This window comes from Maridesulfovibrio sp., assembly GCF_963666665.1.
Taxonomy (GTDB): domain Bacteria; phylum Desulfobacterota; class Desulfovibrionia; order Desulfovibrionales; family Desulfovibrionaceae; genus Maridesulfovibrio.
The window spans coordinates 1,267,264-1,292,544 of sequence record NZ_OY762999.1; the positions used below are offsets into that span (position 1 = coordinate 1,267,264).

Genomic DNA, 25,281 nt, shown 5'->3' on the forward strand with positions numbered 1-25,281 from the left:
ACGGACCTTTTTTATTGATTAATTTAACTAAAAAACTAAAACTCATAAACCGAACCGGACCCCAAAGGCACGACTTCGCAGGAAAGCCTTTCTTTCAGGAATTCAAAACCGTCTTTCCCGGTACAATGTCCGGGGGAGATCATTTTAGGATTGAATTCCTCAATTACCTTGGCGGTATTTTCATATTCCGACTTATCAGCAGAATACAGGTGAAGACCGCCGATGATTGCGTGTACGGAATCTATTCCGGTCAGGTCACGCATATGGTAGAGCGAATTGGCCAGACCGCTGTGACAGCAGCCGAGTACTACAACCGGGCCGGAATTACTCATGAGCAGCATAAAAGCGTCATCACGGACATGATCGACATCGGTCATTTCCTGATCAATGAATAAATCCTTAGTCGCTTCAAATAAGCCTTCACGGCGCGGGATTTCTGTGATCATGAACAATCCGTCTTCCAGCTCAACATTATCACGAACAATTATGGTTCCCGGATATTCGCAATGGAAAGACGCATCCTTGGCGGAACCGTCATCTTCCTTGGTGTACCGTTTGTTTGCAAAATCAGGATGAGCATAAACAGGCCCCATGAAATCAGCATCCATGAGGGCATCCATGCCTCCGGTATGATCCCAGTGACCGTGGCTGAGTGCCAGACCTTTGGCCTTGCTGACATCAATATTCATGGCGTCGGCATTTTTCAGGAAAAGGTCGCTTGCGCTGCAATCCCAGAGCCAGAGGTCATTTCCCGGAAGTTCAAGGGCCATGGAAAGCCCCCATTCCTTACCAAGATCTGCATTCAGGGATTCATTGTCACAAAGAACGGAGATTCTGCACGGTTCGGTGTATTGTCCTGTTATCTCGATGGCCATTTTTGAGGATCATCCTTGAAGAGCTTGTAGTTGATGGAGTCCACAAGGGCCTGCCAGCTCGCTTCAATGATGTTGTGGCTGACGCCCATGGTGGTCCACTGGCTTTTACCGTCAGTGGATTCAATAAGCAGACGGACGTTGGAACTCGTTCCAGCTGCCTGACGTACAGCTCCGGACAATACTCTTACCTTAAAGTCCTGTAAACGAACTTCTTTTAATGACGGATAGAAGGGCTCAAGTGCTTTGCGCAACGCTTTGTCGAGGGCGTTAACCGGACCGTCTCCTGAAGCTGCGGTATGGTTTTCCTGGCCATGAACTTTAACGATGACAGTTGCTTCGGAAAAAGGTTCTGAATCGTTTTTGCGTTTGGCATCTACCACGAAGAAGTTGATGAACTCAAAGTAGCGTTTAGACCAGCCCATGGCTTTGAAGAAGAGCAGTTCAAAGGAAGCTTCGGCCGCAGAATATTCAAATCCTATGGATTCACGTTCCTTGATGTCAGCCAGAATGGTCTGAACCGCAGGGTCGTTTTTATCAAGATCGTAACCGTACTGCTTGGCCTTGTAGAGCACGTTGCTTTTACCGGAAAGGTCTGAAAGCAGCACACGGCGGTCATTACCTACCAGCAGGGGATCAATGTGTTCGTAGCTGGTGGAATCCTTGAGCACAGCACTGACATGAATGCCTCCCTTATGCGCGAACGCAGCCTGTCCAACAAAGGGCTGACGCAGGAAGGGGCGCAGGTTGGCGATTTCAGTGATATAGGTGGAAGTTTCCTTAAGCTTGGTCAGCCTATCTTGGCCAATGGTCTCATAGCCGAGCTTGAGTTCAAGGTTGGGAATGATGGAGCAGAGGTTTGCATTACCGCAACGCTCGCCATATCCATTCATGGTTCCTTGAATCTGAACTGCACCGTTTTTAACAGCTGCAAGTGAGTTCGCTACAGCGAGATCACAGTCGTTATGGGCATGGATACCGATGTTACAACCGGGAATTTTATCTAATACGGTCCTGCAGGCTTCAACTATTTCTTCGGGCATAGATCCGCCGTTTGTGTCACAGAGGACAAGAACATCGGCTCCGGCTTCGTGTGCAGCCTTTAGGCAATTAAGAGTGAATTCCGGGTTGGCTTTGAAGCCGTCAAAGAAGTGCTCGGCATCAAAGAACAGTTCTTCTACATGCGGACGCAGGTAGCCGATACTGTTGCTGATCAGCTCAATATTTCTTTCAAGGGTGACATTAAGAGCACTGGTGGCGTGGAAGTCCCATGTTTTTCCGAAAATGGACATAACCTTGGCCCCTGATTCAATCAGGGAATTCAGGTTGGGATCATTTTCGGGAGTAAGGCGGTTCATGTGGGTTGAACCGAAGGCGGAGACTTTGCAGTGCTTAAGAGCGTAGTTCTGGATTTCCTGAAAGAATTCCTTGTCCGTGGCATTGGACCCGGGCCAGCCGCCCTCGACGTAATGTACGCCGAGGTCGTCCAGCTTGCGGGTGATGCGCACTTTATCTTGTACGCTTAAGTTTATTTCTTCGGATTGTGTGCCGTCACGCAGGGTGGTGTCGTATATTTTTATTTGTTTCATTTGCTAAAGTGAGTTTTCATCGGACCCCGATTTATCGAGCCCGAACGTGTTGTGGAGCGTTCTTATGGCCAGTTCAGTATATTTTTCTTCAATTAGGCAGGTAATTTTAATTTCGGATGTGCTGATCATCAGGATGTTGATGTTCTCGTCACGCAGTGCTTGAAATGCCTTGGATGCAACACCGGAATGGTTACGCATTCCAACACCGATAACGGAAACCTTGCAAACATGCTGATCGTACAGAATGTCCTGAGCTCCCATGGGGTCTTTGATCTCATCAATAATTTCGAGGGTCTGCTTCAGGTCCCCTCTGGGAATGGTGAAAGTCATGTCAGTGCGGCCGTCACGGCTGGGGTTCTGGACAATCATATCGACAAGAATACCTGCGTCTGCAAGAGGAGTAAACAGTGTTGCGGATACGCCCGGTTCATCTTTAACTTTAGCTAGAGTTACGCGGGCCTGATCCTTGTCATATGCAATTCCGGAAACAAGTACTGATTCCATATTCTTATCCTCCTGAGTGACGTATGTTCCGATCTCATCGCTGAAAGTAGAGCGGACATGGACTTTAACATTATATTTTTTAGCAAATTCAACTGAACGAATCTGTAGTACTTTTGCGCCCATACTGGCCATTTCAAGCATCTCATCATAGGAAACATGATCCAGCTTGCGGGCCATAGTGCAGATGTTGGGGTCGGTAGTGAATACGCCCGGAACATCAGTAAAAATTTCACAGACATCAGCTTCAATGGCTGCGGCCATTGCTACTGCGGATGTATCGGAGCCGCCGCGGCCAAGGGTGGTAATTCGTTTACCTTCGTCACAGCCCTGAAAACCGGCCATGACCAGTATATCATTTTCCTGCAGCATTTCTTCGATTTTATCACGATCAATATCAAGGATACGTGCGCGGGAATAGGCAGAGTCTGTTTTAATGGGAACCTGAAAACCCAGCAGAGAGCGGGCTTTGATTCCGCGATCTTTGAGAAGCATGGCAAACAGGGCTACTGAAACTTGTTCACCGGTTGATACCAGAGAGTCCATTTCGGCCAGATCCGGTTTTTCGGACCATTCATAAGCCAGATCAATCAACCGGTTTGTTTCACCGGCCATTGCTGAGAGGACTACGATAACTTTGTTGCCTTTTTCGTAAGGCACCATGACTTTTTCCAGTACTTGCTTCATGCATTCGAGGTTCCTGACCGAGGTTCCACCGAATTTCTGTACTACGATGTTCATCTGAACATTATCTCCTTACCACATGAGTTCAACGGATATTATTGGAATGACTTGAGAAATGAGGCAAGCTCTTCATAGAGGGAGGTCGCTGAACCATGCAGGGTCAATTCTATTGTTCTGCCGGATGCGGCAGGGGTCCAAGTGAAGAGCAGTGCGCTTTCAGGCCAGAATTCAATATTCAGATACTGAATCCACTCTACAACTGTCAAAGTTTTTTTATCACTTAATAAATCAAAGAAATCATCATCAGGAGTCTGACCTTCCAGTCTATAGAGGTCAAAATGCGCAACCTGAGGTTTTGTTGGGTAAATATTAAGAATATTGAAACTGGGACTGCTTACTTCTGCGTTTTGCGCACCGGGGAAAGATTCTACAAGCGCACGAACAAAAGTTGTTTTTCCCGCTCCAAGGTCGCCGTTCAGGAAGATGGGGACCAGTTTTTTAGTTTCCAGAAAAAAAGAAGCCAGAGTGGAGCCGAGTTTTAAAGTCGCCTCCACATCCGGCAGATTGATGATCAATTTATCATTACTCATTGTTACTTAGCTAAAACCTTTAAAACGTCTTCTTTACCGACAACGCCAACCAGCTTGCCGTTTTCAACAACCGGCAGGGTATAAAACTTTCTTTCGACCATGAGATCGGCAATCTTTTCGATGCTGGTGTCAGGTTCAATGGTTATTGGATTCGGGGTCATGGCGTGTTCGACCTTGGTAGCCGCAATTTTGTTCACTTCCCGCTCAAGATCCTCGTTGGAGGAGAAGGAAATGAAACCGTCAAGTATGGTGAACAGGGAAGGCATGGATATGGTTTTCTGTTGCGCCACAAGATCACTCTGACAGAGAACCCCGATCAGCTTTCCGCTACGGTCTACCACAGGCAGCCCGTTCAGGTGTTTTTCAAGCATGAGCTTTGCTGCGGTTGCAACATCGGTATCAGGTTCGAGGGTGAGAGCACCGGAAGTCATGATGTCTTTCGCTTTCAGCATAATTCCTCCTTGAGCACTTGAGGGAGCACGTCCGCTATTTCAGTTGCGATGTTTCCTCGATACGGAAAATTTTCAGCCAGATACTGTCCTGCCAGTCCATGCCAGTATACCGCGATACAGGCACTTTGCATAGCAGGAATTCCTTTTGCCAACAAAGCTCCGCCCATACCGGCCAGAATATCTCCGGACCCTGCTGCCGCAAGGTTGGGGGCGGAAAGCGGTGATACAACAACCTGTCCATCCGGGCAGCCGATGATTGTACCTGCCCCCTTAAGCACGAGTATGGTTTTGCTTGCTGTCGCAAACTCCCGTGCGGTGTTGATTCGTTCAGCTTCAACTTCGGGAATACTGCTGTTGACCATACGGGCCATCTCGCCGGGATGCGGGGTGAGAATTGAATTTTCAACTATCCGTTTAAGCAGCTCAGGGCGCTTGGCAAAAGCATAAAGAGCATCGGCATCAAACACTGCAGGCGGGTGTCCGTGCTTGACTATGGCTTCCACCAAATCAAGTGCTCCTTTTTCACGTCCCAATCCCGGTCCAATGACCAACGCATCGTATTTTTCCAGTTCCCGAAGCAGTTCTGCGATCATCTGATCATTCCACTGATCGCCGGAGCCAAGCCCTTTAGTCATCAATTCCGGTTTCCCGGCTTTTACTTCTGCAGCCAATCCGTCAGGGCAGGCCATGGTTACCAATCCGGCTCCTGCACGCAGGGCGGATATGCCTGCCAGATGCAGCGCTCCTGTGAGGCCCTTGGAAGCTCCAATCAGCAATATGTGCCCGGAATTTCCCTTATGCATGGCAGGGGAGGGCTCAGGGATAAATTCAAGCGCATTTTCCCTGATCAGCAGGTGTGTAGCCGGATGCTTGTATTTTACCTCATTGGGAATACCAATGTGAGTGACCACTAAAGTGCCAGTGTATGCATCCGCATGGGGCAAGGCAAGACCAATTTTAGCCTCCTCAAACGTTACAGTCAGTTGGGCCTGTACAGCAACAGGTTGAGGCTGTCCGGTCAGCCCGTTCAAGCCGGAAGGAATATCCACTGCAAAGATAAAACTGTTTTTGGTTTCGTTGATTGCATGAACTATTGCATGGGCAAAGGGGCGCAGTTCTCCGGAAAAACCAGTTCCGAGCAGGGCATCAATAATTATATCAGCTTCAGGTAAAATCACCTTTTCCGTAGCTCGAAAAAATTTCATGTTCACGCCCAGCCGTGCGGCAACCTTAAGCATGTAAGCTGCATCGCCTTTATACTTACTCTTGGGAACCGTGTGTAGGATCAGGACTTCCGCACCCAGATCAGCCAGCATGCGTCCCATGACAAAGCCGTCTCCGCCGTTATTGCCTGATCCGGCAATGATCAGAATCTTTTTACCGGACACATCGCCATAGCCCTTAAGCAGGGCGAAAACAGCCTCGCGTCCGGCATTCTCCATCAGTATTTCACCCCTGATGCCTATTTCATTGATAGTGACTTTGTCCCAGTTGGACATTTCTGCGGGAGTAGGAAGCGGTGAGAACATTTTCCCTCCGGGGGCTTTCCGAGGTTCAGATATATTTTTAATATGGTTTCGCCGTTTTAACCGCACAAGTTCTTAAGATACCAAAACTAATACTAATATAAGGTTTTGGGATTCTTAAACCCTTTTGCAAAAGGGTTTAAGCCGCCGGAGGCATTATTTCTCCAACACAACTACTGCTGCTGCGGAATCTCTGCCATGAGTGATAGAGATATGGACACCTTCAACGCCGATTGATTTGCTGCGTTCAAGAGCTTTACCTAGGAAGTTAAGTTGTGGCGCTCCGGATTTCATGCGTGTTATTTCAATTGTGTGGAATGTTATTCCTTCGGCAAATCCGGTCCCTAGTGCTTTTACTGCTGCTTCTTTAGCTGCGAAGCGGGCAGCAACGTAGGGAACTGGATTCTTAGACGGGATAAGTTCCATCTCCGCAGGAGTAAGGATTTTTTCCGCAAAGCGTTCGCCGTATTTATCCAGCGAACGCTTGATGCGGTCAAGTTCAGTTATATCTATTCCAAGTCCGATGATCATGAATTAATCAGCAAAGTTTCTAATAATTTCAACCATGTCACGGACAGCGCGATCAATACCAACGTAGATTGCACGGGACATGATGGAGTGTCCGATGGAATATTCGCAAATTCCGGGAACATCTGCGAAATCGAGGATGTTTACGTAGTTCAGGCCGTGACCGAGATTGACCTTGAGTCCGAGATCCTGTGACATCTTGATGCCGTCGATGATGCGGGCCAGTTCTGCCTTCTGCTCGGAACGGGTCGGAGCATCAGCAAAATGTCCGGTATGAATTTCAACATATTCCGCACCGATCGCCTTAGCTGCTTTAATCTGGTCGGTATCAGCGTCGATGAACAGGCTGGAGCCGATTCCTTTTTCGTGCAGCGGGGCAAGATATTCGGTGAGACGTTTTTCCTGACCAATGCAGTTCAGGCCGCCTTCAGTGGTAAGCTCTTCGCGTTTTTCAGGTACAAGGCAGACTGTTGCAGGATCGATGCGCAGGGCAATCTGCTGCATTTCTTCGGTTGCTGCCATTTCAAAATGAAAATCAGTCTGAATGGTTTTACTGATCAGTTCGATATCGCGGTCCTGCACATGTCTGCGGTCTTCGCGCAGGTGCATGATAATGCCTACTGCTCCGGCGAGTTCGCACATAGCGGCTGCAGTAACGGGGTCCGGTTCTATTCCAAGGCGTGCCTGCCTGATAGTAGCTACATGGTCAACATTGACGCATAAGAAGGGCATGATTATATCCTCCGGTAAAATTATTTCATAATTTGAAAGTCGAATTTTTATTATATTAAAAATGAAGCCTGAAGCGGTTTCCGGCTTGCTAACAGCACAATATAGTTAATGGACTTTGATGGCAACCGTCATATCTTTGTAACCGGGTTAGAGTTGACATTAAAAACATAATGGCGTTATCCGCTCTAGGATCAATTAAGCGTCAGCCCGGCACCTGAGATAATGCCAGCTAATTATAGAAAATCAAACGCTATAAATAAACGAGAGAACAGCTAATGAACATTTGTATTGTAGGGACCGGATATGTGGGTCTGGTCAGCGCGGCGTGTTTTGCTGAAATGGGTAACCACGTATGGTGCGTGGATGTTAATCCTGATGTAGTAGAAACCCTCAAGCAGGGAAAAATTCATATTTTTGAACCCGGCCTTGATGTCCTTGTTAAGCGTAACTACGAAGACGAAAGACTTTTCTTTACCACCGATCTTAAAGAAGGGCTGGCAAAAGCCAAGATGGTTTTCATCTGCGTTGGTACACCTTGTGGTGCCGACGGCAGTTGTGATCTTAGTTATGTTGAGACTGTAGCCCGTCAGGTCGGTCAGAATATGACTGAGCCTAAAATCATTGTAGATAAATCCACCGTCCCCGTTGGAACTGCTGATAAAGTTCGGGCCACCATTCAGGAAGAGCTGGATAAGCGCGGTCTGGATATTGATTTTGATGTGGCGTCCAACCCTGAATTCCTCAAAGAAGGTGATGCTGTCAGCGATTTCATGAAGCCTGACCGGGTTGTAGTCGGTACTGAAAATGAAGAAACCCGCAAGCAGTTCGAAACTCTTTACGCACCTTATGCCCGCAGCCGTGAAAAACTTATCTTCATGGGGACCAGAAGTGCTGAGATGACCAAGTATGCAGCAAACTGCATGCTGGCAACCAAAATTTCCTTTATCAACGAAATTGCCGGAATCTGCGAGAAAGTCGATGCAAACGTACGCGAAGTTCGTTTGGGCATCGGTTCTGACCACCGCATCGGGTACTACTTCATTTACCCCGGAGTAGGGTATGGTGGATCTTGCTTTCCTAAAGACGTAAAGGCTTTGATCAACACCGCCAGGGAAGTAGGTGCAAAGCCTGAACTTATCGAGGCTGTAGATTCCGTTAACAACCGCCAGAAAAAAATGCTCTCCAGAAAAATTCTGGACTATTTTGAACCTCAGGGCGGTGTTAAAGGTAAAACCCTTGCATTGTGGGGGCTTGCATTTAAAGCCAATACTGATGATATGCGTGAATCTTCCGCTCTTTCTATTATTGAAGAGCTGACTTCCGCAGGAATGAAAATTAAAGCATTCGATCCTGTTGCACACAAGAAAGCCGCAGAGATTCTGAGTGATAATGATCTGGTGGAGATTGTCCACAACCAGTATGAAGTGCTTGGAGGTGCTGATGCCCTTGCTGTTGTTACTGACTGGAACCAATTCAGGAACCCCGATTTTGACAGGGTAAAAGAGTCTCTCAATGCACCGCTGGTTTTTGACGGCAGAAACCTTTATGATCCTGCCTACCTTGGAAGCTGCGGTTTTGCTTACTTCAGCGTAGGCCGCCGTCCGGTTGGAACTGAAGATTAGTTCATACTGAGAAAACAGAAATAAAAAGGCCCGCCATTGGCGGGCCTTACTTTTTTAAGGATCCAGAGTCTTCATTGATGACCTGAGCTGCAGTTCCTGCAGAATCAGCCTTTCGTACTCCGGGCTGTATGGAATATCTTCTTGATTATCCTGATCAAGCATTTTGGCTAGAAATTGAGTTTCTTCCCAAAAGTCGAGCAGTTCTTCATTTGCTAGTGATTTAATTTGGTCTTCCAGAGTAATATTTTCTGTCGGGGAAAACTGAGCCATGCGAGTTCATACCCTCCTGAGCTTCGCTTTTTGCTATCAGATTTAACTGATAGTCATTAAAGTGGAGCTAGTCAATTTTTGTTCTAAGAAAAAATGCGTAATTCTTTTATAATCTCAGGATTAGCTTGCAAATATTTCAGATGAATAATATTATGGTATTAAATTAGAACTTTTGAATTTTCTTATAAATTAAAATTGATCAAAGCCCTTGGTCATCCACTGTAAAAATATAACAGGGGGACAAATATGGAAGAAGGTAAGAAAATTGCGCTTGACGCTGAATTGATTCAGCTGGTTACCTTCAGTATCGGTGAAGAAGAATTCGGTGTCGATATTCTCAAGGTTCAAGAGATTATCAGAACCATGGAAATTACCAAGGTTCCCAGAGCGCCACAATTCGTTGAGGGTGTAATTAACCTTCGCGGTAAAGTTATTCCCATTATCGATCTTAGAAGCAAGTTCGGTTTGCAGTTCCGCGAACACGATCAGCATACCAGAATTATTGTTATTGAAATCAACGATATGATTGTAGGTTTTGTTGTTGACTCCGTTTCCGAAGTCCTGAGAATTCCCGCATCCACCGTTGAACCGCCGCCGCCTGTTGTTTCCGGTCTTGAATCCGAATACATCAGCGGGGTAGGTAAGCTTGAAGACAGGCTTCTTATCCTGCTTGACCTGAACAGACTCCTGTCCAACGAAGAACAGGAACAGCTTGCTCAGGTATAGCTGCTGTTAAAATATTAGTGCAGAATTTTGCATTACGACAGTTCTTTATTTGAATTGTAATTAATAATTGTTTTAGAACTGGACAGAAGTCGCATTTCTCTGCAAAAAAAAGTCGTTCTCTGCTTGAGCAGGGGACGACTTTAATTTTGATAAATTTCTGGAGTCAGTTTGTCCTTACCAGCTCAGCTCTCCGCTTTCGCTTCCGGAAGTGGTGATAACTTACGTGTTTTTAAAAGCGGCCACGGAACGCAAGCCTTTACAGCTCACAACCTGCATTCAAGGGGAGAGTCGGTTGTTCTTGTTGCTCCGGGAGCTCGCGAATATTCGGAACTTAAGGCCTTGCTAACTCTGTTCAGCCGTAACGAGCTTGAACAGAAGGGTAAAGTAATTCCTTCATGGGAACGGGATTGGGTCTTTCTGCCACCGTATCTGAGCAAGAATCCGGCTGCTTCAGATTGGGCTGAGCGTTGGGCTGCACTGCATGCACTTACTCGAGGAGGAAGGCAGTCCGTTTTAATGACTGCTGACAACCTGCTGCCCAAATGGCCTTCTCCGGATATTCTGGAGAACAATTATATTGTTCTTGCGAAGGGTGAAGAAATGGACCCTGAGCTGCTCATGGAACAGGCGGTTACATGGGGCTATACAAGGACTAAACTTGTTTCCGGGTATGGCGAGATGTCCATGCGCGGGGATATTCTTGATATTTATGCTCCGGGATATGATTTACCGGTACGTCTTGAATTTTTCGGTGACATTCTGGAAGAAATACGTGTTTTTGACCCGTCATCGCAAAGATCAAAGGCTGATCTGGACGAAGTAACCCTGCTTCCGGTCGCTCCGGCAATGCTGACCGGTAATCATATAGATGAAGCTGAAAAACTTTGGACCCAGCTGAAAAAGACCGGAGAGATTTCATCGGAAGGTTATACTCGCTTGCTCGAAAAAGCGGAAAACGCCGACGGCATGATCTGGCCCGGACTTTTTTATCCTGAAGCAGTCGACCTTAAAGCTTTCTTCCCGCAAAAATCCGTATACGTGCTTTCCTCTGCATCCAACCTGCGGTCCAAGCTACAGGATCAGGAATATAGCTGGAAAACTTTTTTGTTGGATAAATCAGCGCATAATGGCTGTAAGTGGCCCATGCATGTTATCTGCTGGAATGATGAAAGGGCCCGCGGAAATTGGCGCGATGAACGCCAGATAGTTTTTGAAGATCTGGTTATCGGCCGAGAAAAAGACGGTATTGATCTTTCGGAGCGGGGCATATCCGCATTCACAGATATTTTTTGGAAGCCGGAGCAGGTCAAGCGCCCTTGGGCTGCGCTGGTAGCGGCATTAAAAGAGTGGAAAAAAGAGCGTTTTCAAACAGTACTCAGTTTCCGTACCGAACGTTCCCGCAAAAAATTTCTTTCCCTCATCGAACCGGAACAACTTACCATTGCAACAGAATATTCCCCTCTGAACAAAGGTATTTATGCTCTTGTTTCTCCTTTGAAACATGGGATGGAGCTGGAATGGAACCAGACGGTAATCCTCGGCGAAGATGTAATTCAGCCGCAGGCCGCAACAGGTACCCGCAGCCGCGATAAAGCTTTTGAGGGCATGACCAGCTATGAGGATCTATTGCTTGAAGATCTGCTGGTACATCGCGATTACGGTCTTTCACGGTTCGGCGGGCTGCATCATATGAATGTTGGTGATGTGGCTAACGATTATCTGTTGTTGTTCTTTGATTCCGAGGACAAACTGTATGTCCCGGTAGACCGGTTGAATCTTGTTCAGAAATACAAGGGACCGGAAGGATCGTGCCCTGTTCTTGATAAACTTGGTGGAGCTCGCTGGGCTAAAACCCGCGAAAAAGCCCGCAAGGCTATCGAAAAGATCGCCGGAGAACTGGTCGAGATGTACGCCTACCGCAAGATTGCCAAGGGGTATGCATACGGTCCTCTGGATGAGATGTATTGGGAATTTGAATCCACTTTCGGATTCGAGGAAACCCCGGATCAGGAAAAAGCCATTCAGGATGTATTTCGTGACATGGAAAGCCCTGAACCCATGGACCGCCTCGTTTGCGGAGATGTGGGCTTTGGTAAGACCGAGGTTGCTTTGCGTGCTGCTTTCAGAGCTGTATTGGACGGTAAGCAGGTTGTTTTGCTTTGCCCCACAACAGTTCTTGCAGAACAGCATTACCAGACCTTTGTTCAGCGCATGGAAGGATTTCCGGTCACTGTGGGTATGCTCAGTCGGTTTGTGCCCAAGTCCCGTCAGAAGCGCGTTCTGGAGCAGATGGCAGCAGGGGAACTAGATATCCTTATCGGGACTCATCGTGTTCTTTCCAAGGATGTTGAAGCACCGAACCTCGGTTTGCTTATTCTTGATGAAGAACAGCGTTTCGGTGTGCGCCATAAGGAAAGAGTCAAAGAAATGCGCAAGAATATTGATGCGCTGACCCTGACCGCAACACCAATCCCCCGTACTTTGCAGCTTTCTCTTTCCGGCGTACGCAGTCTGAGTACTATTGAAACCCCTCCGGTGGACCGCAAGCCGGTTGAGACCGCGCTAATTGAACGTGATGAAGCTATGCTTGCATCCGTTGTCGCCCGTGAACTTGAACGCGGCGGACAGGTCTTCTGGGTTCATAACCGTGTTCAGGGCCTCGAACGGGTTATCGAGTTTGTTAAGAAGCTTGCCCCGGATGCTAAAATCGGTATGGCTCACGGGCAAATGACCGAAAAGAATCTGGAAGAGACTATCCATAAATTTTGGCATAAAGAACTGGATATCCTTGTTGCAACAGCAATTATTGAATCCGGACTTGATTTTCCCAATGCCAACACTTTGATTGTTGATCAGGCGCAGATGTTCGGTCTTGGCCAGCTCTACCAGCTTCGCGGCAGGGTAGGACGCAGTACCCGTCAGGCTTATGCATATTTTGCGGTTTCGTCGTTGGATTCCCTTTCTGAGAAAGCCAAGCGGAGAATGCAGATTATCCTGCAGCTCGATTACCTTGGCGCCGGATTCAAAGTTGCCATGGAAGACCTGCGTTTACGCGGAGCAGGTAATATTCTGGGTGAGGTTCAATCCGGACAGATGGCCAAGGTCGGCCTTGATCTATTCCTTGAAATGCTTGACGAAGAAGTGCGCAGGATTAAAGGCGATGATTCCGCACAGGTCAGTGATCCTGAAATGAATTTTGTGTTCAAGGCACATCTTCCGGAAGATTTTGTTCCCGATGCACGTGAGCGTTTACGCTATTACCGTGCTCTTTCCTCTGCGGACAGTGAAGCCGGAATAGAAGAGCTTGCTGCTGAGATCAAAGACCGCTTCGGACATTTTCCGGAAGAGGTTGAAAATTTTATTTCCGTGCTTTACCTCAAACGTACCCTTGCTCGTTTAGGTGTTGTCCGGGCAGATCTTTTCCCGACAAGGGTTATCCTGACATGGGCTGAGAATAATAATCCTGTTGATCCGGCTAAATTGATTGCCTGGATTGGAGAGCAGGGAGATAAGGCAAAACTTAAGCCCCCGGCAGCTCTTGAAGTTCGTCTTGACCAAAATGTTTCCATATCAAAAGGTCTTGATTCTATTTGCAAAAAACTTGAACCGTTACTTTAACTATGCCGTCGTAAGGTTTATTTGGAAGCTGATATGAAAAAAATGTTGATCGGTGTTTTGCTGGCATGTTCCTTGTTTGGTTGTCAGAACAAAAGTGAAGATCCGGGCGTTATCGCAAGGGTAAACGGTAATCCCATTTACCTGAGCCAGTTGGAATATAAATATGACCTTACCCATGAAGGTGTTGGTGGCTTCGTCCCTTCTGTTGAGCAGGTCAGGGCTGAATACGGGCAGATTCTTGGGGATTTGATTGTACAGGAACTTGTTGCCCAAGAGCTTGAACAGCGGGAAATTCCAGTCTCTGATAAGGAATTGAAGGAAGCGGAAGACGAAGTCCGCTCTGATTACCCGGAGGATTCTTTTGAGCAGATCCTTATTGAGGAATACATCGATATTAATGCATGGCGTTCACAGCTGAAGTACCAGCTGGCTATGGATAAATTTTTTCATGACATACTGCGTCCTGAGATCAAAATTGATTATAAGGAAGCTGAAAAATATTATCGCACTCACCTCTCCGATTTTTACATGCCTGCCGGATATAAATTTGTAATGGTTAAAGGTATGGGTAAGGATCTCGTTCTCAAGGGAGTGGAACTATACCGCGAAGGACTTACTCCGGCTGCGATTTCCGCAAAACTACGCAAAGTATCGGTTCGTGAAATTTGGATCAGGAATGGACAGATTCCAGCGGATTGGAAAACCTTTGTCGAAGACCTCGAGCCGGGGAAGGCTACTCCGGTAATTACTCAGAAAAAAGAAGTATTTTGCTTAATTCTCAAAGAGAAAAAGGAAGCTACGCTGCTGACTCCTCTTCAGGCCTATCCAATGGTTGAAAAAGTTCTTTTGGAAAGAAAGCTTAATGAAAAATTTGAAGGCTGGCTGAAAGAAAAAATGGCGACTTCAAAAATTAAAATCAGTAAGGAACTGATGCCTGAGGTTAAGGAAATTGAGCACGATGCTGCTTCTGAAAAAACGCCACAGGCTGAATAGTTGCATAGTTTAGTGAAAGAGTTTAGTTAGTCATAGGAATTAACGAAGTTGCGACCGTTTTCCGATGGTCGTGATAAATTTGAAGATAAAACCGGACCGGAGTCCGGTATCCATATTCAGGAGAATCGAATTGAAACGCATTATTGCCGGTTTTCTGGCCAGCATGATTATAGGGTCCGCATCATTTGCTACTGCCGAAGAAAAAGTTGTTGATGGAATCGTTGCCGTGGTGAACGGTGAAGTTGTGACCATGTATGAGCTGAACAGAAAAATGGCTCCTATCATGAAACAGTTCGATGGAAAGACCCTTTCAGCTGTTGAAATGGAGCAGCTGAGCAAAGTCCGTCAACAGATTCTTGATCGCTGCATTAATGAAATAATCATCGATCAGGAAAGCAAGAGACTTAAGGTCGATGTGTCTGCTCAGGATATTGATAATGAAGTCAAGGCAATTAAAGAAAAAAGCAACCTGAATGACGAAGAATTTGAACGTCAGCTTGAGCTCCAGAAGACAAACCTTGATGCATTCAAAGAAAAGATAGGGAAGGATATTCGCAAACATCGTCTCCTTTCCTACAAAGTTAAAAGCAAAGTTGTTGTTACCGATGATGAAATTAAGGCGGCTTGGAACAGCACCCGCACTGATCAGGGTGAAGTTGCCAAAAGCGTACATCTTAAATTGATTCTTTTTCCCGAAAACGTATCTGCCGATCAGGTGCGTGAGCAGATTCTTGCGGGAGAAACAACTTTTGAAGAAGCTGCGGATAAGTACACTACCGGTCCCGGAGCCGGTAGTGGAGGTGATCTCGGTGTTCTTGAATGGGGCGACCTTGCCCAGACTTGGCATGAAGCCCTTTCTGGCTTGAAACCCGGAGACATAAGTAATCCTTTTGATGTTCAGAGTTTCAAGGCATTGCTTAAGCTTGATTCATATGCCAATACCGAAACAGCTTCTTTCGAAGACAGCAAGCAGGAAATTTATCAACGGCTTTATCGTCATAAACAGGACGAATTATTTGCCGATTTTATTAAAAAGCTCAGGGAGAAAGCTGTCATTGAGCTTAAATAAACGGGGAGAACTGTAGCGGATCTTGGCTGTCTTTTAGACAGTTTTTAACGACAGTTTCAAATTGGTTTTTGAAACATTACTGCCAGACTGCATTGAGAGGGTCGTATGGATTTGAAAGAGCTTGGTTCCCGGTTAAAAGACGAAAGAAAACGCCAAGGGCTGACTATGGAACAGATTATGGAGATTACCAAAGTCAGCCGTGTGAATATTAATGCTATTGAGAGCGGGGATCGAAAAGAATTTCCCCATGAAGTCTATGCCAAGGGGTTTATTAAAACTTATGCTAAGGCGCTTGGACTTGACGCAGATGAAATCGGTGATGAATTTTCACGAATCATGGGGTCCGGCACTACTGGGGCAGTAGATGAAGTTGTAGAACCTGTTCAGTCTGACTATTCTACAAATACAAAAAAGAGCCCTGTTGGAACCATTTTTCTGGTTTTGATTCTGGCTGGGATTGTCGGTGGCTTGGTTTATTACCTGCATGACAATTCTTTTTTCAGTGCCCAGAAAGAAGCGCAGATAGAAATGGTTGCGGAAGAGGCTGTTCAGGAAAAGCCTGCTGCAACTACGTCACAAGCGGAAGCTCCTGCTATTGAAGATAAAAAAGCTGACGTTGCTGAATCTGTTCCCACAGAAGTTGAGCAATCTGGTGCAACTGAAGCTCCGGTTGAAACTAAAGTAGAAGAAGTTGCAAAACCCGTTGAGCAGCCTGTGGCAGAGAAAAAAGTTGTTGCAGAACCTGTAGTCAACACTGTGGCAATTACAGCAAAACCCGGTGAAGCCTGCTGGCTTGAAGCTGTGGTTGACGGTAACGTTAAAGAATATGTACTTCAGGAAGGTGAAACACTCTCCCTTCCTTATGAGGACAATCTTAAGCTCAAGCTCGGCAATGGTGGCGGGGTTGATATTGTTTCCAACGGTAAGCCTTATTCATTTGATGCACCGAAGGGTCAGGTCAAAAAACTTGAATTTTCTGCTGCTCAGTAGCTGCTGCAATTAGTAGATGGAACTTACTGAAAAAGTAGTAATACTTAAAACAGGTAAATTTAAGGAAAACGATCTTTGGGTTCGTTTTTTGTCTGCTACAAGGGGAGTGCAGAACGCATTTGCCTTCGGGGGAAGCAGGAGTCGCAGACGGTTCGGTGGATGTCTTGAGCCTTTTTCGCAGGTACTTTTTAAAACCGGTACGAATAAAACCGGGACTTATCAGGTCCTGCAGGAGGGGAGTCTTGTAAAAGGATATCCCGGAATTCGTTCGGATTTCCGCAAGATGGGACTGGCTGCCAATTGTTTCAAATTTATTGAATCAGCAGTATTGGAGCGTGATGGCAACCGGGCTGTCTTTGATTTGCTGACCGAAACATTGGATGTAATTGAAGAGGCGGAGCCGGATGACTTCTTTCCGCTTTTCTTTAGGGCCAAGGTCGCATTTGAACAAGGGTACAATCCTGACTTTACAATTTGCGCGCAATGCGGCAAACCTTTGTTTAGTTCCCGTCCTGTGGTCTTCAATATAGAAAAGGGCCAGCTTAACTGCTTGGATTGTAATGATGGCAGGCAGGGCGAGACAATCAGTGCCGGGACAGCGAGAACTCTCGCATGGATTCAGGATACAGGACCGGCCAGTTGGATAAACCTGCAGCTTCCTGCAGATATCCGTCAGGAATGCTTTTCGGTGATGGACCGCTTCATGGCCTACCATATGGGCGTGGTCTGGGAAGGCAACGGTTACCGGAAGATATAATTTTCCTGCCCTCAAGGGCAGTCTGTTCAGGATGGATTGCATCTGTCCTGTGTTTTTATTGTTTGTAAACCGGACATTTCTTCGGCTCTATACCAAGCATCTCGAAGAAATGAATCAATACAAATGTTGTTTGTTAGATGAGAGGAATTTGATGAATTTTCAAGATGTTATACTCAAACTTCAGGACTTTTGGTCTGATTACGGATGTTGCATTGTCCAGCCTCTTGATATTGAGGTCGGTGCGGGCACATTCAACCCTTCAACTTTTTTCCGCGTAATCGGACCTGAGCCGTGGAAGACCGCATATGTTGAGCCTTCCCGCCGTCCTACTGACGGTCGCTATGGTGAAAACCCCAACAGGCTGCAGCATTACTTCCAGTTTCAGGTAATCCTGAAACCTTCTCCTGATAATGTTCAGGATCTTTATCTTAAGAGTCTTGAAGTTCTCGGCATTGACGCTAAAGAGCATGACATCCGTTTTGTCGAGGATGACTGGGAATCTCCCACACTCGGCGCATGGGGCCTTGGCTGGGAAGTCTGGCTTAATGGTATGGAAGTTACCCAGTTCACTTACTTCCAGCAGGTTGGCGGTATTGATCTCAAACCTGTATCCGTAGAGCTCACATACGGACTTGAGCGTATCTGCATGTACCTGCAGGGCGTTGAGTCTGTTTACGATCTCAAATGGAATGACAAGGTTACTTACGGTCAGATTTTTCACCAGAACGAAGTGGAGCAGTCAAAGTACAACTTTGAACTCAGCGATGCCAATATGCTGCTGGATCTCTTCGATAAATTTGAAGCTGAAAGTAAGAAGCTCTGCGAAGAAGGATTGCCCCGTCCGGCATACGAATATTGCCTGAAGTGTTCTCACACTTTCAACATGCTTGATGCCCGTGGAGCAATCTCCATTACTGAAAGGGCAACTTACATCGGCAGAGTTCGTAATCTCGCTTCAGCAGCTGCAAAACTGTATGCAGAAGAGCGCGAGAACCTGAATTACCCCATGCTTGAAAACGATTAAAAAAACGGAAGCTAAGATGGCCGATTTTATACTCGAAATTGGAATTGAAGAGATGCCCGCCCGCTTTGTTCCCCGGCTGGGTATCGATATTAAAGATATTTTCAGCACTCTTCTTGAAGAGAGCATGATTGACAGCGCAAGCATTGAAACTTTTGCTACTCCGCGCCGCCTGACTATCTTTGTTAAAGATATGGCTGCAATGCAGAGAAAGGTTGAAGAAGAAGTTTCCGGACCTCCGGCCCGCATTGCTTATGATGCCGACGGTAACCCCACCAAAGCACTCACCGGTTTTGTAAAATCTCAGGGAATCGCCCTTGAAGATGTTTACACCCTTGAGACTGATAAAGGTGATTACCTCGCTGCCAAGAAGACCGTTGGCGGTGGTGAAACCATCTCCATCCTGCCCGAGCTTTGTGTTACTGCAATCAAAAAGCTTTCCTTCCCCAAGAAAATGAAATGGGGCAACCTTGATTTCGCTTTCGGACGTCCTCTGCGCTGGCTGCTCTGCATGTTCGGTTCTGACGTCGTTGAATTTGAGATGGCCGGTATGCCTTCCGGTCGCCAGACATACGGTCACCGCGTAATGGGTGCCGGACCTTGGGAAGTTGCCTCAGCAGATGATTACTTTGATGTGATCAAGGATAAGTCTTCTGTAATTATTTCCCCTGAAGCAAGGGGAGAGCACGTCCGTAAGGAAGGTGACAAACTTGCTTCCGAACTCAACGGTTCCGTTGTCTGGAAAGATTCTCTGTTGGAAGAAGTCAGCAACCTTGTTGAACTTCCTGTCCCCATCATCGGTAACTTTGATGAATCTTTCCTCGAACTTCCCAAAGAAGTTCTGCTGACCAGTATGGAAAGCCATCAGAAATGTTTCGGTATTCAGAAGGAAGATGGTGAACTTCTCCCGCACTTCCTGTGTACCCTGAACCTTATTCCCACCGATGTGGAGCTTGTCCGCAAGGGCTGGGAAAAGGTTCTTCGTGCAAGACTCGAAGACGGACGTTTCTTCTGGAAGAACGACCTTAAGACCGATTTCGGCACATGGCTTGATAAGCTGGACAATGTCGTATTTCTCGGTCCTTTGGGTTCCATGGGTGACAAGTCCCGCAGGATGGAACGCCTTGCTGCACTGATCGCCGGCAAAACCGATGCCTCCCTGCAGACCGAGATGGCTCGTGCCGGACGTCTTGCCAAGGCTGACCTCGTTTCCGAAATGGTTAACGAGTTTGATAAGCTTCAGGGTATAATGGGCGGCATCTACGCTTCCAAATGCGGCGAAGATGATGCTGTCTGCAAGGCCCTCTATGAGCAATACCTGCCTGCCGGTCCGGAAAGCCCAGTGCCTTCCACTCTTGGCGGTGTTATTGTTTCCATGTCCGATAAGGCCGATACTCTTGTCGGTTGTTTCGGTCTGAATAAGATCCCCACTGGCGCAAACGATACCTACGCGCTGCGGCGCGCCGCTCTGGGTATCGTGCGCATGATTATAGAATATGACTTGAGAGTAGATATCCTTAATATCATGGATATGGCCTACGAAGGTTATTCCAAAGATATCAAGTGGAAACTTGAAAAGTCTGAACTCCTCGAAAAGCTTGCAGAGTTCATTTCCAACAGACTCCGTGCCTACTTCACAGGTAAAGGCTATGAAACAAGAGTTGTTGATGCAGCTCTTGGTGCCGGCTACCGTGATGTTACTGCTCTTAAGGCCAGAGTCGAAGCGTTGGCTGAATTCGCCAAGACTGAAGGTTTCGAACAGGCCGTGCTTACTTTCAAACGCGCAGCCAACATCATCAAGAAGCAGGGCAGTGAGCAAGGTGTGTCGCTCACCGGTGGCTTTGAAGCTGATAAGTTGGAAGAAGCGCAGGAGAAAGAACTTGCTACCAAGCTTGATGAAACCGCAGCACGTTTTGAGGAACTTTGGGAAAATGATGAGTTCTCCAAGCTGTTCGCAATCCTCGGCGAACTGCGTCCCTATGTTGACGATTTCTTTGATAACGTTATGGTTATCTGCGAAGACAAGGGCCTTAGGATGAACCGTCTCAACCTGCTTAAAGCTCTGGTAAACAGGCTTAGCAGGCTGGCTGATTTCGGAGCATTGCAGGTTTAATCTGCAGGCCCGAGCTAAAGAGAGTTTGAGAGATCATATTTTTTTCATGTTTTTTTTAGAAAAAAATGTTATCTAACCTTGACAGTTAGCTCTGTTTTTGGTTACAGACACTCTTCGTTTGAACGTAATCCCGGTTAACCGGGTTAAAAAAATAGAAATTTAATTTAAGGAGAAATACCTTGGCGAACCATAAATCCGCACTCAAAAGACACCGTCAGAGCGTTAAACGCAACCTGCGTAACAACATGGTACGTACCCGTATCAAAAACGTTGTAAAAGAAGTTCGTGCAGCTGTTGAAGCTAACGATACCGAACTCGCAGCAACTGCACTGCGCAAGGCAACTTCTGTCCTTGATAAGGCAGCTACCAAAAAGGTTATCCACTCCCGTGCAGCAGCACGCCGGATTTCCCGCCTCAGCGCAGCCGTTAACAAAATGGCTTAGTGTCTTAAAGATTTATTCTTTAAAAAGACCATTACAGCCCGTCGCCTTGTGCGACGGGCTTTTTACGTTTTTTGTACTTTTAAAAAAAGTTGTTGTTGCTGAATTCAAACGATCAAGTTATAAGCAACTATTGATTTCAACAGTACTTTTCTGTCTATACCAGATGTAATGCGCAAGGAGTAACTTTTGAGAGTTATTATAGTAGGCGCCGGAGAAGTTGGCTTTAATGTTGCCAGGCGTCTTTCCGGCGAGAACAAGGATGTTGTCGTAATTGACATGAATCCGAAAGCTCTTAGCAAGGTATCCGATTCTCTGGATGTCCAGACGATTCAAGGTTCCGGTTCCAGTCCTGAAATTCTGGAACAAGCCGGGGTGCGTGAAGCAGATATTTTTCTGGCTGTGACAGACAAGGATGAAATCAATCTCATCGCAACTTTTCTCGCCAACAAGCTCAAGCCCGGTATCATCAAGCTGGCCCGTATCAGGAACGAGGACTACACCAAATATTCCGACATGTTTTCTGAAGGAGATTTGCGCATTGATACCATCATTAATCCGGATGAAGAGGTTGTTGAATCCATCCTGAGGATTATGAGTGTTCCCGGTTCGGTGGAAATCAATGACTTTGTCGGCGGAAAGGTGCGTCTGATCGGGGTCAAGCTTCCTGACGACAGTCCCCTTGAAGGCGTCCAGCTTATGAAGGTTCGTGAACAGCTGGGTGAAGATATTGATGTCGTTATTGCCGCTCTTGTCAGGGATGATGAACTGATCATTCCCGGTGGTCTGGATACCATCGAGAAGGGCGATATCGTTTATTTTACCTGTATGCGTGACCAGCAGGATGAATTACTCCAACGTGCTGGAATCCTTTCCGATCCTATCAAGAAAGTACTCATTGTCGGTGGTGGAAATGTCGGTTCCTTGCTGGCGAGTGCTCTGGATAACAAAAACTATCACACCCGCCTCATTGATAATGATGCCGATCGTTGTGCGGATTTATCCGAGACACTTGACCGGGTAATTGTTCTCAACGGCGACGGGACAGATCAGGATCTGCTTAACGAGGAAAATGTCGGCGAACTGGATATGGTGATTTCCGTAACCGGTGATGAAGAAATGAATATTCTTTCCTGCTTGCTGGCCAAAAACCTCGGTGCTCGTAAGACCATCACCCGCATCAATAAATTTGCATACATTCCTCTGATTCAACCAATCGGTATCGACCATCTGGTTTGCCCGCGCCTTTCTGCAATTAACTCAATTCTGCATTTTGTCCGTCAGGGAAAAGTTATTTCCGCAGTCTCCATCAAGGGAGAGGAAGCAGAAGCTCTTGAAGCCATTGCGCAGGAGCAGTCTGATATCGTGGGTAAGCCGATTATGGAACTTAATCTTCCTAAAGGGACTCTGATTCTTTGTTTTCAACGCGGTGATGATGTTATCATTCCTACGGGTTTGACCGTGATTGAGCCGAATGACCGTCTGCTGATTATTTCCACCCATAAAAATATTCCCAAAATTGAGAAGGCTCTCACCACAAAGCTGGAGCTTTATTAATGCGTTGGAAAATAGTTCTGCATATCATTGGTGCCTTGACACTTTGCGTAGGGCTGACCATGCTTTTCCCTTTGGGCTTTTCTCTTTACTATCAGGATGCAGGTATCCTGCCCCTTCTTAAGTCTTTCGGACTGACCTGTATCAGCGGATTGGCGTTATTTCTGATCTTTTGGGATAGAGAAGGAGCCAAGGGCCTCAGTCATCGCGAAGGTATGGCTATTGTTGCTCTGGGATGGGTGTTTGCGGGATTTTTCGGCAGTCTGCCTTTTTATTTCGGTGAGGTATTCACCTGTTTTGTTGATTGTTTTTTTGAATCCCTATCCGGTTTCACCACCACCGGTGCTTCGGTAATGATGGATATTGAGAAGAATGCCAAAGGCATCCTTTTCTGGCGCAGCCTGACTCACTGGCTGGGCGGTATGGGAATTATCGTGCTTTCGCTGGCGATCCTGCCTTTCCTTGGAGTAGGGGGGATGCAGCTTTACAAGGCGGAAGTTCCCGGACCGGTACCGGATAAGCTCAAGCCGCGCATCAAAGATACAGCGCTGGTTCTCTGGAAGGTTTACGTTCTTTTTTCTGCCATTGAAGCGGTTTTGCTTATGTTCGGTGGCATGGATTTGTTTGATTCCCTTTGCCATACTTTCGGAACCCTTGCTACCGGCGGATTTTCCACTAAAAACTCATCTGTGGCTTATTTCCAGAGTGCTTACATTGATTATGTAATTACGTTTTTTATGCTTGTTGCGGCTGTAAACTTCAGCCTTCATTACCAGATGATCAAGGGGCGGCCGCTGCTGCTTTGGAAGGATCCTGAATTTAGATTTTTTGGAGTCGTCACCCTTATCATTATGGCGATCATAACAATCTCCGTTTATTCCGCCACTAATTATGATTCCATAGCAGATTCTTTTCGCTATACATCCTTTCAGGTTGCATCCATCATCAGTACCACCGGATATGCAACTGCTGACTATGAAATATGGCCTGCAGTTGCACAGGGCTTACTGCTTTTCTGCATGTTCCTTGGCGGTTGTGCAGGGTCAACCAGTGGTGGAATGAAACATCTGCGTATCATGCTGCTTTTGAAACAGGCATATCAGGAAGTTTTTCGCATCATCCATCCGCGCTCTGTAAACCGGGTCAAGCTTGGCAAGACTGTAGTTAAGCCTGAAACAATGAACGATATCCTCGGATTCTTCGTGCTTTGGTTGCTGCTTTTCGTGATCTGCGGTTTGATTGTTGCTGCCACCGGTGTGGATGTCGTTTCTTCTTTTGCTGCGTCTCTGGCCTGTATCGGCAACATCGGTCCCGGTATCGGAAGTGTTGGTCCTACAGAGAACTACGCACATATCCCGGAAATGGGTAAATGGGCACTCATTTTCTGCATGCTGCTGGGCCGTCTCGAAATTTATACCGTGATCGTACTTTGTGTTCCTGAGTTCTGGAGAAAGTAAAACAGCTCATCCATATAAATATATGAGCGAAGCACACATCAGATATATTGACCATACAGCCATACCGGATAATAGCAGAGTCTGTTTATACGGTATAGGTAGAGGCGGCGCAGAGTCGCTTAAGCTGCTGCGTCAGGTGCGTCATGATGTGAAAGTTGTGTGTTTTGCTGATACTTTTCAATCCGGGAGCTTTGAAGGATACAAAGTTTTAAATCCGCAAGGCCTTATTGAACGCAAAAATGAATACGACCTGATTCTAGTTTGTTCCTGCTATTATCCTGAAATAGTCGCAAATCTTAATTCTCTGGGAATCACGGATGCAGTAGGATTTTCATGGCCTAAATTCTACGGTTATCAATTCCTTCCCGATGATATTGCCCTGTTGGAGACGGACATACATTTTGTTCTTGATAATCTGCATTCAGACTTTGATCGGTCTTTGTTTAAGCTTCTGTTTGAAGCAAGGATTGCAGGTTCAAGCAAAGTCGAATTGCGTCAGGTAGATGGTGTTTGGAACTATTTTTTAAAAGACTATGATCTCTTAGTTCATAAATTTTCCAGTCATATCGCATCCAGTTATTTCGATTTTGTGAATCTTTCCGCTGTTGAATATGCTGTACAGGCCGGAGTCTATGACGGCAGCGAAGCCTTATTTCTAACTGAACAGGCACAACTGAAAATGCTTTACGGATTTGATCCTCAAGGTAGCGCAGCTTTTAGCGATGAGACTCTGCGGACTCTGGATGAATCAGGCAAATTCCATTTGATTGAAAAAGGGCTTTGGAACTCTGAAGCGAAAGCTTATTTTGCTTTGGACGGCAGTGCCAGCTGTGTGCGGAATATTTCGACTGGCGCGGATGAAAACACAGTTCTGCTCAGTGCATTGGATAACGAAGCTGAAAGATTAGCCATGCCACGATTGGACCTGCTAATTGCCGATATTGAAAATTCGGAACTCCCTATGTTGGAAGGGGCTCTGAGACTTATTGAGCTAGATCGTCCGCAGTTGGCAATTTGTTTTTATCATTCAAAAGAACAGTTTCTCGGAGTTCCGCTAATGCTGATGAAGAAACTGAAAGATTATGTGTTCAAGATAGGACACTATTCTGAAGGGCTGGACGAAACAGTTTTTTACGCCATACCGAAAGAAAAATTTGATGGATAAAAAGAAGGGGAA

Annotated in this window: 22 protein-coding genes; 13 read left to right on the forward strand and 9 right to left on the reverse strand. The window is 46.4% G+C overall.

Annotation, left to right across the window (positions count from 1 at the left end; all coding sequences use genetic code 11):
- Positions 1 to 35: 35 nt before the first annotated feature.
- From ACKU40_RS05625 to ACKU40_RS05660, 8 genes are all read right to left on the reverse strand, one after another.
- Positions 36 to 875 carry an MBL fold metallo-hydrolase gene (locus ACKU40_RS05625; RefSeq protein WP_320175541.1) on the reverse strand — a complete coding sequence of 280 codons (840 nt, stop codon included), beginning with the start codon at positions 873 to 875 and terminating at the stop codon, positions 36 to 38.
- Positions 860 to 2,461 carry a citramalate synthase gene (gene cimA, locus ACKU40_RS05630; RefSeq protein WP_320175542.1) on the reverse strand — a complete coding sequence of 534 codons (1,602 nt, stop codon included), beginning with the start codon at positions 2,459 to 2,461 and terminating at the stop codon, positions 860 to 862. Before cimA ends, ACKU40_RS05625 begins: the two co-directional genes overlap by 16 nt.
- A 3-nt stretch (positions 2,462 to 2,464) precedes the next feature.
- The gene (locus tag ACKU40_RS05635) at positions 2,465 to 3,703 is read right to left on the reverse strand and encodes an aspartate kinase (protein ID WP_320175543.1); all 1,239 of its coding nucleotides are present in this window, start codon (positions 3,701 to 3,703) and stop codon (positions 2,465 to 2,467) included.
- A 38-nt stretch (positions 3,704 to 3,741) separates the two neighbouring features.
- Complete coding sequence (tsaE, locus tag ACKU40_RS05640; protein WP_320175544.1) at positions 3,742 to 4,236, reverse strand: tRNA (adenosine(37)-N6)-threonylcarbamoyltransferase complex ATPase subunit type 1 TsaE; 495 nt, start codon at positions 4,234 to 4,236, stop codon at positions 3,742 to 3,744.
- Positions 4,237 to 4,238: 2 nt separating this feature from the next.
- Complete coding sequence (locus ACKU40_RS05645; protein WP_320175545.1) at positions 4,239 to 4,688, reverse strand: CBS domain-containing protein; 450 nt, start codon at positions 4,686 to 4,688, stop codon at positions 4,239 to 4,241.
- A complete protein-coding gene (locus ACKU40_RS05650) occupies positions 4,682 to 6,217 on the reverse strand; it encodes an NAD(P)H-hydrate dehydratase (protein ID WP_320175546.1) in 1,536 nt (511 codons plus the stop codon). The genes ACKU40_RS05645 and ACKU40_RS05650 overlap by 7 nt, the downstream gene beginning before the upstream one ends.
- A gap of 153 nt (positions 6,218 to 6,370) precedes the next feature.
- Positions 6,371 to 6,745, reverse strand: a complete 375-nt coding sequence (locus ACKU40_RS05655) for a holo-[acyl-carrier-protein] synthase (RefSeq protein ID WP_320175547.1) — start codon at positions 6,743 to 6,745, stop codon at positions 6,371 to 6,373.
- Positions 6,746 to 6,748: 3 nt separating this feature from the next.
- On the reverse strand, positions 6,749 to 7,474 hold the full coding sequence (locus ACKU40_RS05660) for a pyridoxine 5'-phosphate synthase (protein ID WP_320175548.1): 726 nt from the start codon (positions 7,472 to 7,474) through the stop codon (positions 6,749 to 6,751).
- Positions 7,475 to 7,749: 275 nt separating this feature from the next.
- Here ACKU40_RS05660 and ACKU40_RS05665 point away from each other — a divergent pair, with 275 nt between their 5' ends.
- On the forward strand, positions 7,750 to 9,096 hold the full coding sequence (locus ACKU40_RS05665) for a UDP-glucose/GDP-mannose dehydrogenase family protein (RefSeq protein ID WP_320175549.1): 1,347 nt from the start codon (positions 7,750 to 7,752) through the stop codon (positions 9,094 to 9,096).
- A gap of 54 nt (positions 9,097 to 9,150) precedes the next feature.
- Here the strand turns inward: ACKU40_RS05665 and ACKU40_RS05670 are convergent, their stop codons facing one another.
- Positions 9,151 to 9,366, reverse strand: coding sequence for a hypothetical protein (locus ACKU40_RS05670; RefSeq protein WP_320175550.1), 216 nt, complete (start codon positions 9,364 to 9,366; stop codon positions 9,151 to 9,153).
- A gap of 246 nt (positions 9,367 to 9,612) precedes the next feature.
- Here ACKU40_RS05670 and ACKU40_RS05675 point away from each other — a divergent pair, with 246 nt between their 5' ends.
- The 12 genes from ACKU40_RS05675 (at position 9,613) to ACKU40_RS05730 (ending at position 25,269) form a co-directional block, all read left to right on the forward strand.
- Positions 9,613 to 10,092 (forward strand): chemotaxis protein CheW, encoded by a 480-nt coding sequence (locus ACKU40_RS05675; RefSeq protein ID WP_163295949.1) that lies wholly within the window; start codon positions 9,613 to 9,615, stop codon positions 10,090 to 10,092.
- A 168-nt stretch (positions 10,093 to 10,260) separates the two neighbouring features.
- Positions 10,261 to 13,710, forward strand: a complete 3,450-nt coding sequence (mfd, locus tag ACKU40_RS05680) for a transcription-repair coupling factor (protein WP_320175551.1) — start codon at positions 10,261 to 10,263, stop codon at positions 13,708 to 13,710.
- Positions 13,711 to 13,743: 33 nt separating this feature from the next.
- A complete protein-coding gene (locus tag ACKU40_RS05685; protein WP_320175552.1) occupies positions 13,744 to 14,703 on the forward strand; it encodes a SurA N-terminal domain-containing protein in 960 nt (319 codons plus the stop codon).
- 130 nt (positions 14,704 to 14,833) lie between these two features.
- Positions 14,834 to 15,772, forward strand: coding sequence for a SurA N-terminal domain-containing protein (locus ACKU40_RS05690; RefSeq protein WP_320175553.1), 939 nt, complete (start codon positions 14,834 to 14,836; stop codon positions 15,770 to 15,772).
- 105 nt (positions 15,773 to 15,877) lie between these two features.
- Positions 15,878 to 16,762: a RodZ domain-containing protein gene (locus ACKU40_RS05695; RefSeq protein WP_320175554.1), complete on the forward strand. Its 885-nt coding sequence runs from the start codon at positions 15,878 to 15,880 to the stop codon at positions 16,760 to 16,762.
- 16 nt (positions 16,763 to 16,778) lie between these two features.
- Entirely contained in the window at positions 16,779 to 17,519 is a 741-nt protein-coding gene (recO, locus tag ACKU40_RS05700; protein WP_320175555.1) for a DNA repair protein RecO, read from the forward strand.
- A gap of 151 nt (positions 17,520 to 17,670) precedes the next feature.
- Positions 17,671 to 18,543, forward strand: coding sequence for a glycine--tRNA ligase subunit alpha (gene glyQ, locus ACKU40_RS05705; RefSeq protein WP_320175556.1), 873 nt, complete (start codon positions 17,671 to 17,673; stop codon positions 18,541 to 18,543).
- A gap of 16 nt (positions 18,544 to 18,559) precedes the next feature.
- Complete coding sequence (gene glyS / locus ACKU40_RS05710; protein WP_320175557.1) at positions 18,560 to 20,653, forward strand: glycine--tRNA ligase subunit beta; 2,094 nt, start codon at positions 18,560 to 18,562, stop codon at positions 20,651 to 20,653.
- Positions 20,654 to 20,832: 179 nt separating this feature from the next.
- Positions 20,833 to 21,096: a 30S ribosomal protein S20 gene (rpsT, locus tag ACKU40_RS05715; protein WP_320175558.1), complete on the forward strand. Its 264-nt coding sequence runs from the start codon at positions 20,833 to 20,835 to the stop codon at positions 21,094 to 21,096.
- A gap of 186 nt (positions 21,097 to 21,282) precedes the next feature.
- On the forward strand, positions 21,283 to 22,650 hold the full coding sequence (gene trkA / locus ACKU40_RS05720) for a Trk system potassium transporter TrkA (protein WP_320175559.1): 1,368 nt from the start codon (positions 21,283 to 21,285) through the stop codon (positions 22,648 to 22,650).
- Entirely contained in the window at positions 22,650 to 24,104 is a 1,455-nt protein-coding gene (locus tag ACKU40_RS05725; RefSeq protein ID WP_320175560.1) for a TrkH family potassium uptake protein, read from the forward strand. Before trkA ends, ACKU40_RS05725 begins: the two co-directional genes overlap by 1 nt.
- Positions 24,105 to 24,126: 22 nt before the next feature.
- Positions 24,127 to 25,269, forward strand: a complete 1,143-nt coding sequence (locus ACKU40_RS05730) for an FkbM family methyltransferase (protein ID WP_320175561.1) — start codon at positions 24,127 to 24,129, stop codon at positions 25,267 to 25,269.
- Positions 25,270 to 25,281: the final 12 nt, after the last annotated feature.

Bases quoted from the DNA above. Each gene is read 5' to 3' on its own strand.
- ACKU40_RS05635 (WP_320175543.1), bottom strand. From the start codon at position 3,703: ATGAACATCGTAGTACAGAAATTCGGTGGAACCTCGGTCAGGAACCTC.
- glyQ (WP_320175556.1), top strand. From the start codon at position 17,671: ATGAATTTTCAAGATGTTATACTCAAACTTCAGGACTTTTGGTCTGAT.
- ACKU40_RS05670 (WP_320175550.1), bottom strand. From the start codon at position 9,366: ATGGCTCAGTTTTCCCCGACAGAAAATATTACTCTGGAAGACCAAATT.
- ACKU40_RS05650 (WP_320175546.1), bottom strand. From the start codon at position 6,217: ATGTTCTCACCGCTTCCTACTCCCGCAGAAATGTCCAACTGGGACAAA.
- ACKU40_RS05730 (WP_320175561.1), top strand. From the start codon at position 24,127: ATGAGCGAAGCACACATCAGATATATTGACCATACAGCCATACCGGAT.
- ACKU40_RS05665 (WP_320175549.1), top strand. From the start codon at position 7,750: ATGAACATTTGTATTGTAGGGACCGGATATGTGGGTCTGGTCAGCGCG.
- ACKU40_RS05725 (WP_320175560.1), top strand. From the start codon at position 22,650: ATGCGTTGGAAAATAGTTCTGCATATCATTGGTGCCTTGACACTTTGC.
- ACKU40_RS05655 (WP_320175547.1), bottom strand. From the start codon at position 6,745: ATGATCATCGGACTTGGAATAGATATAACTGAACTTGACCGCATCAAG.
- ACKU40_RS05675 (WP_163295949.1), top strand. From the start codon at position 9,613: ATGGAAGAAGGTAAGAAAATTGCGCTTGACGCTGAATTGATTCAGCTG.
- tsaE (WP_320175544.1), bottom strand. From the start codon at position 4,236: ATGAGTAATGATAAATTGATCATCAATCTGCCGGATGTGGAGGCGACT.
- ACKU40_RS05645 (WP_320175545.1), bottom strand. From the start codon at position 4,688: ATGCTGAAAGCGAAAGACATCATGACTTCCGGTGCTCTCACCCTCGAA.
- glyS (WP_320175557.1), top strand. From the start codon at position 18,560: ATGGCCGATTTTATACTCGAAATTGGAATTGAAGAGATGCCCGCCCGC.
- ACKU40_RS05695 (WP_320175554.1), top strand. From the start codon at position 15,878: ATGGATTTGAAAGAGCTTGGTTCCCGGTTAAAAGACGAAAGAAAACGC.
- ACKU40_RS05625 (WP_320175541.1), bottom strand. From the start codon at position 875: ATGGCCATCGAGATAACAGGACAATACACCGAACCGTGCAGAATCTCC.
- recO (WP_320175555.1), top strand. From the start codon at position 16,779: ATGGAACTTACTGAAAAAGTAGTAATACTTAAAACAGGTAAATTTAAG.
- ACKU40_RS05685 (WP_320175552.1), top strand. From the start codon at position 13,744: ATGAAAAAAATGTTGATCGGTGTTTTGCTGGCATGTTCCTTGTTTGGT.
- cimA (WP_320175542.1), bottom strand. From the start codon at position 2,461: ATGAAACAAATAAAAATATACGACACCACCCTGCGTGACGGCACACAA.
- ACKU40_RS05660 (WP_320175548.1), bottom strand. From the start codon at position 7,474: ATGCCCTTCTTATGCGTCAATGTTGACCATGTAGCTACTATCAGGCAG.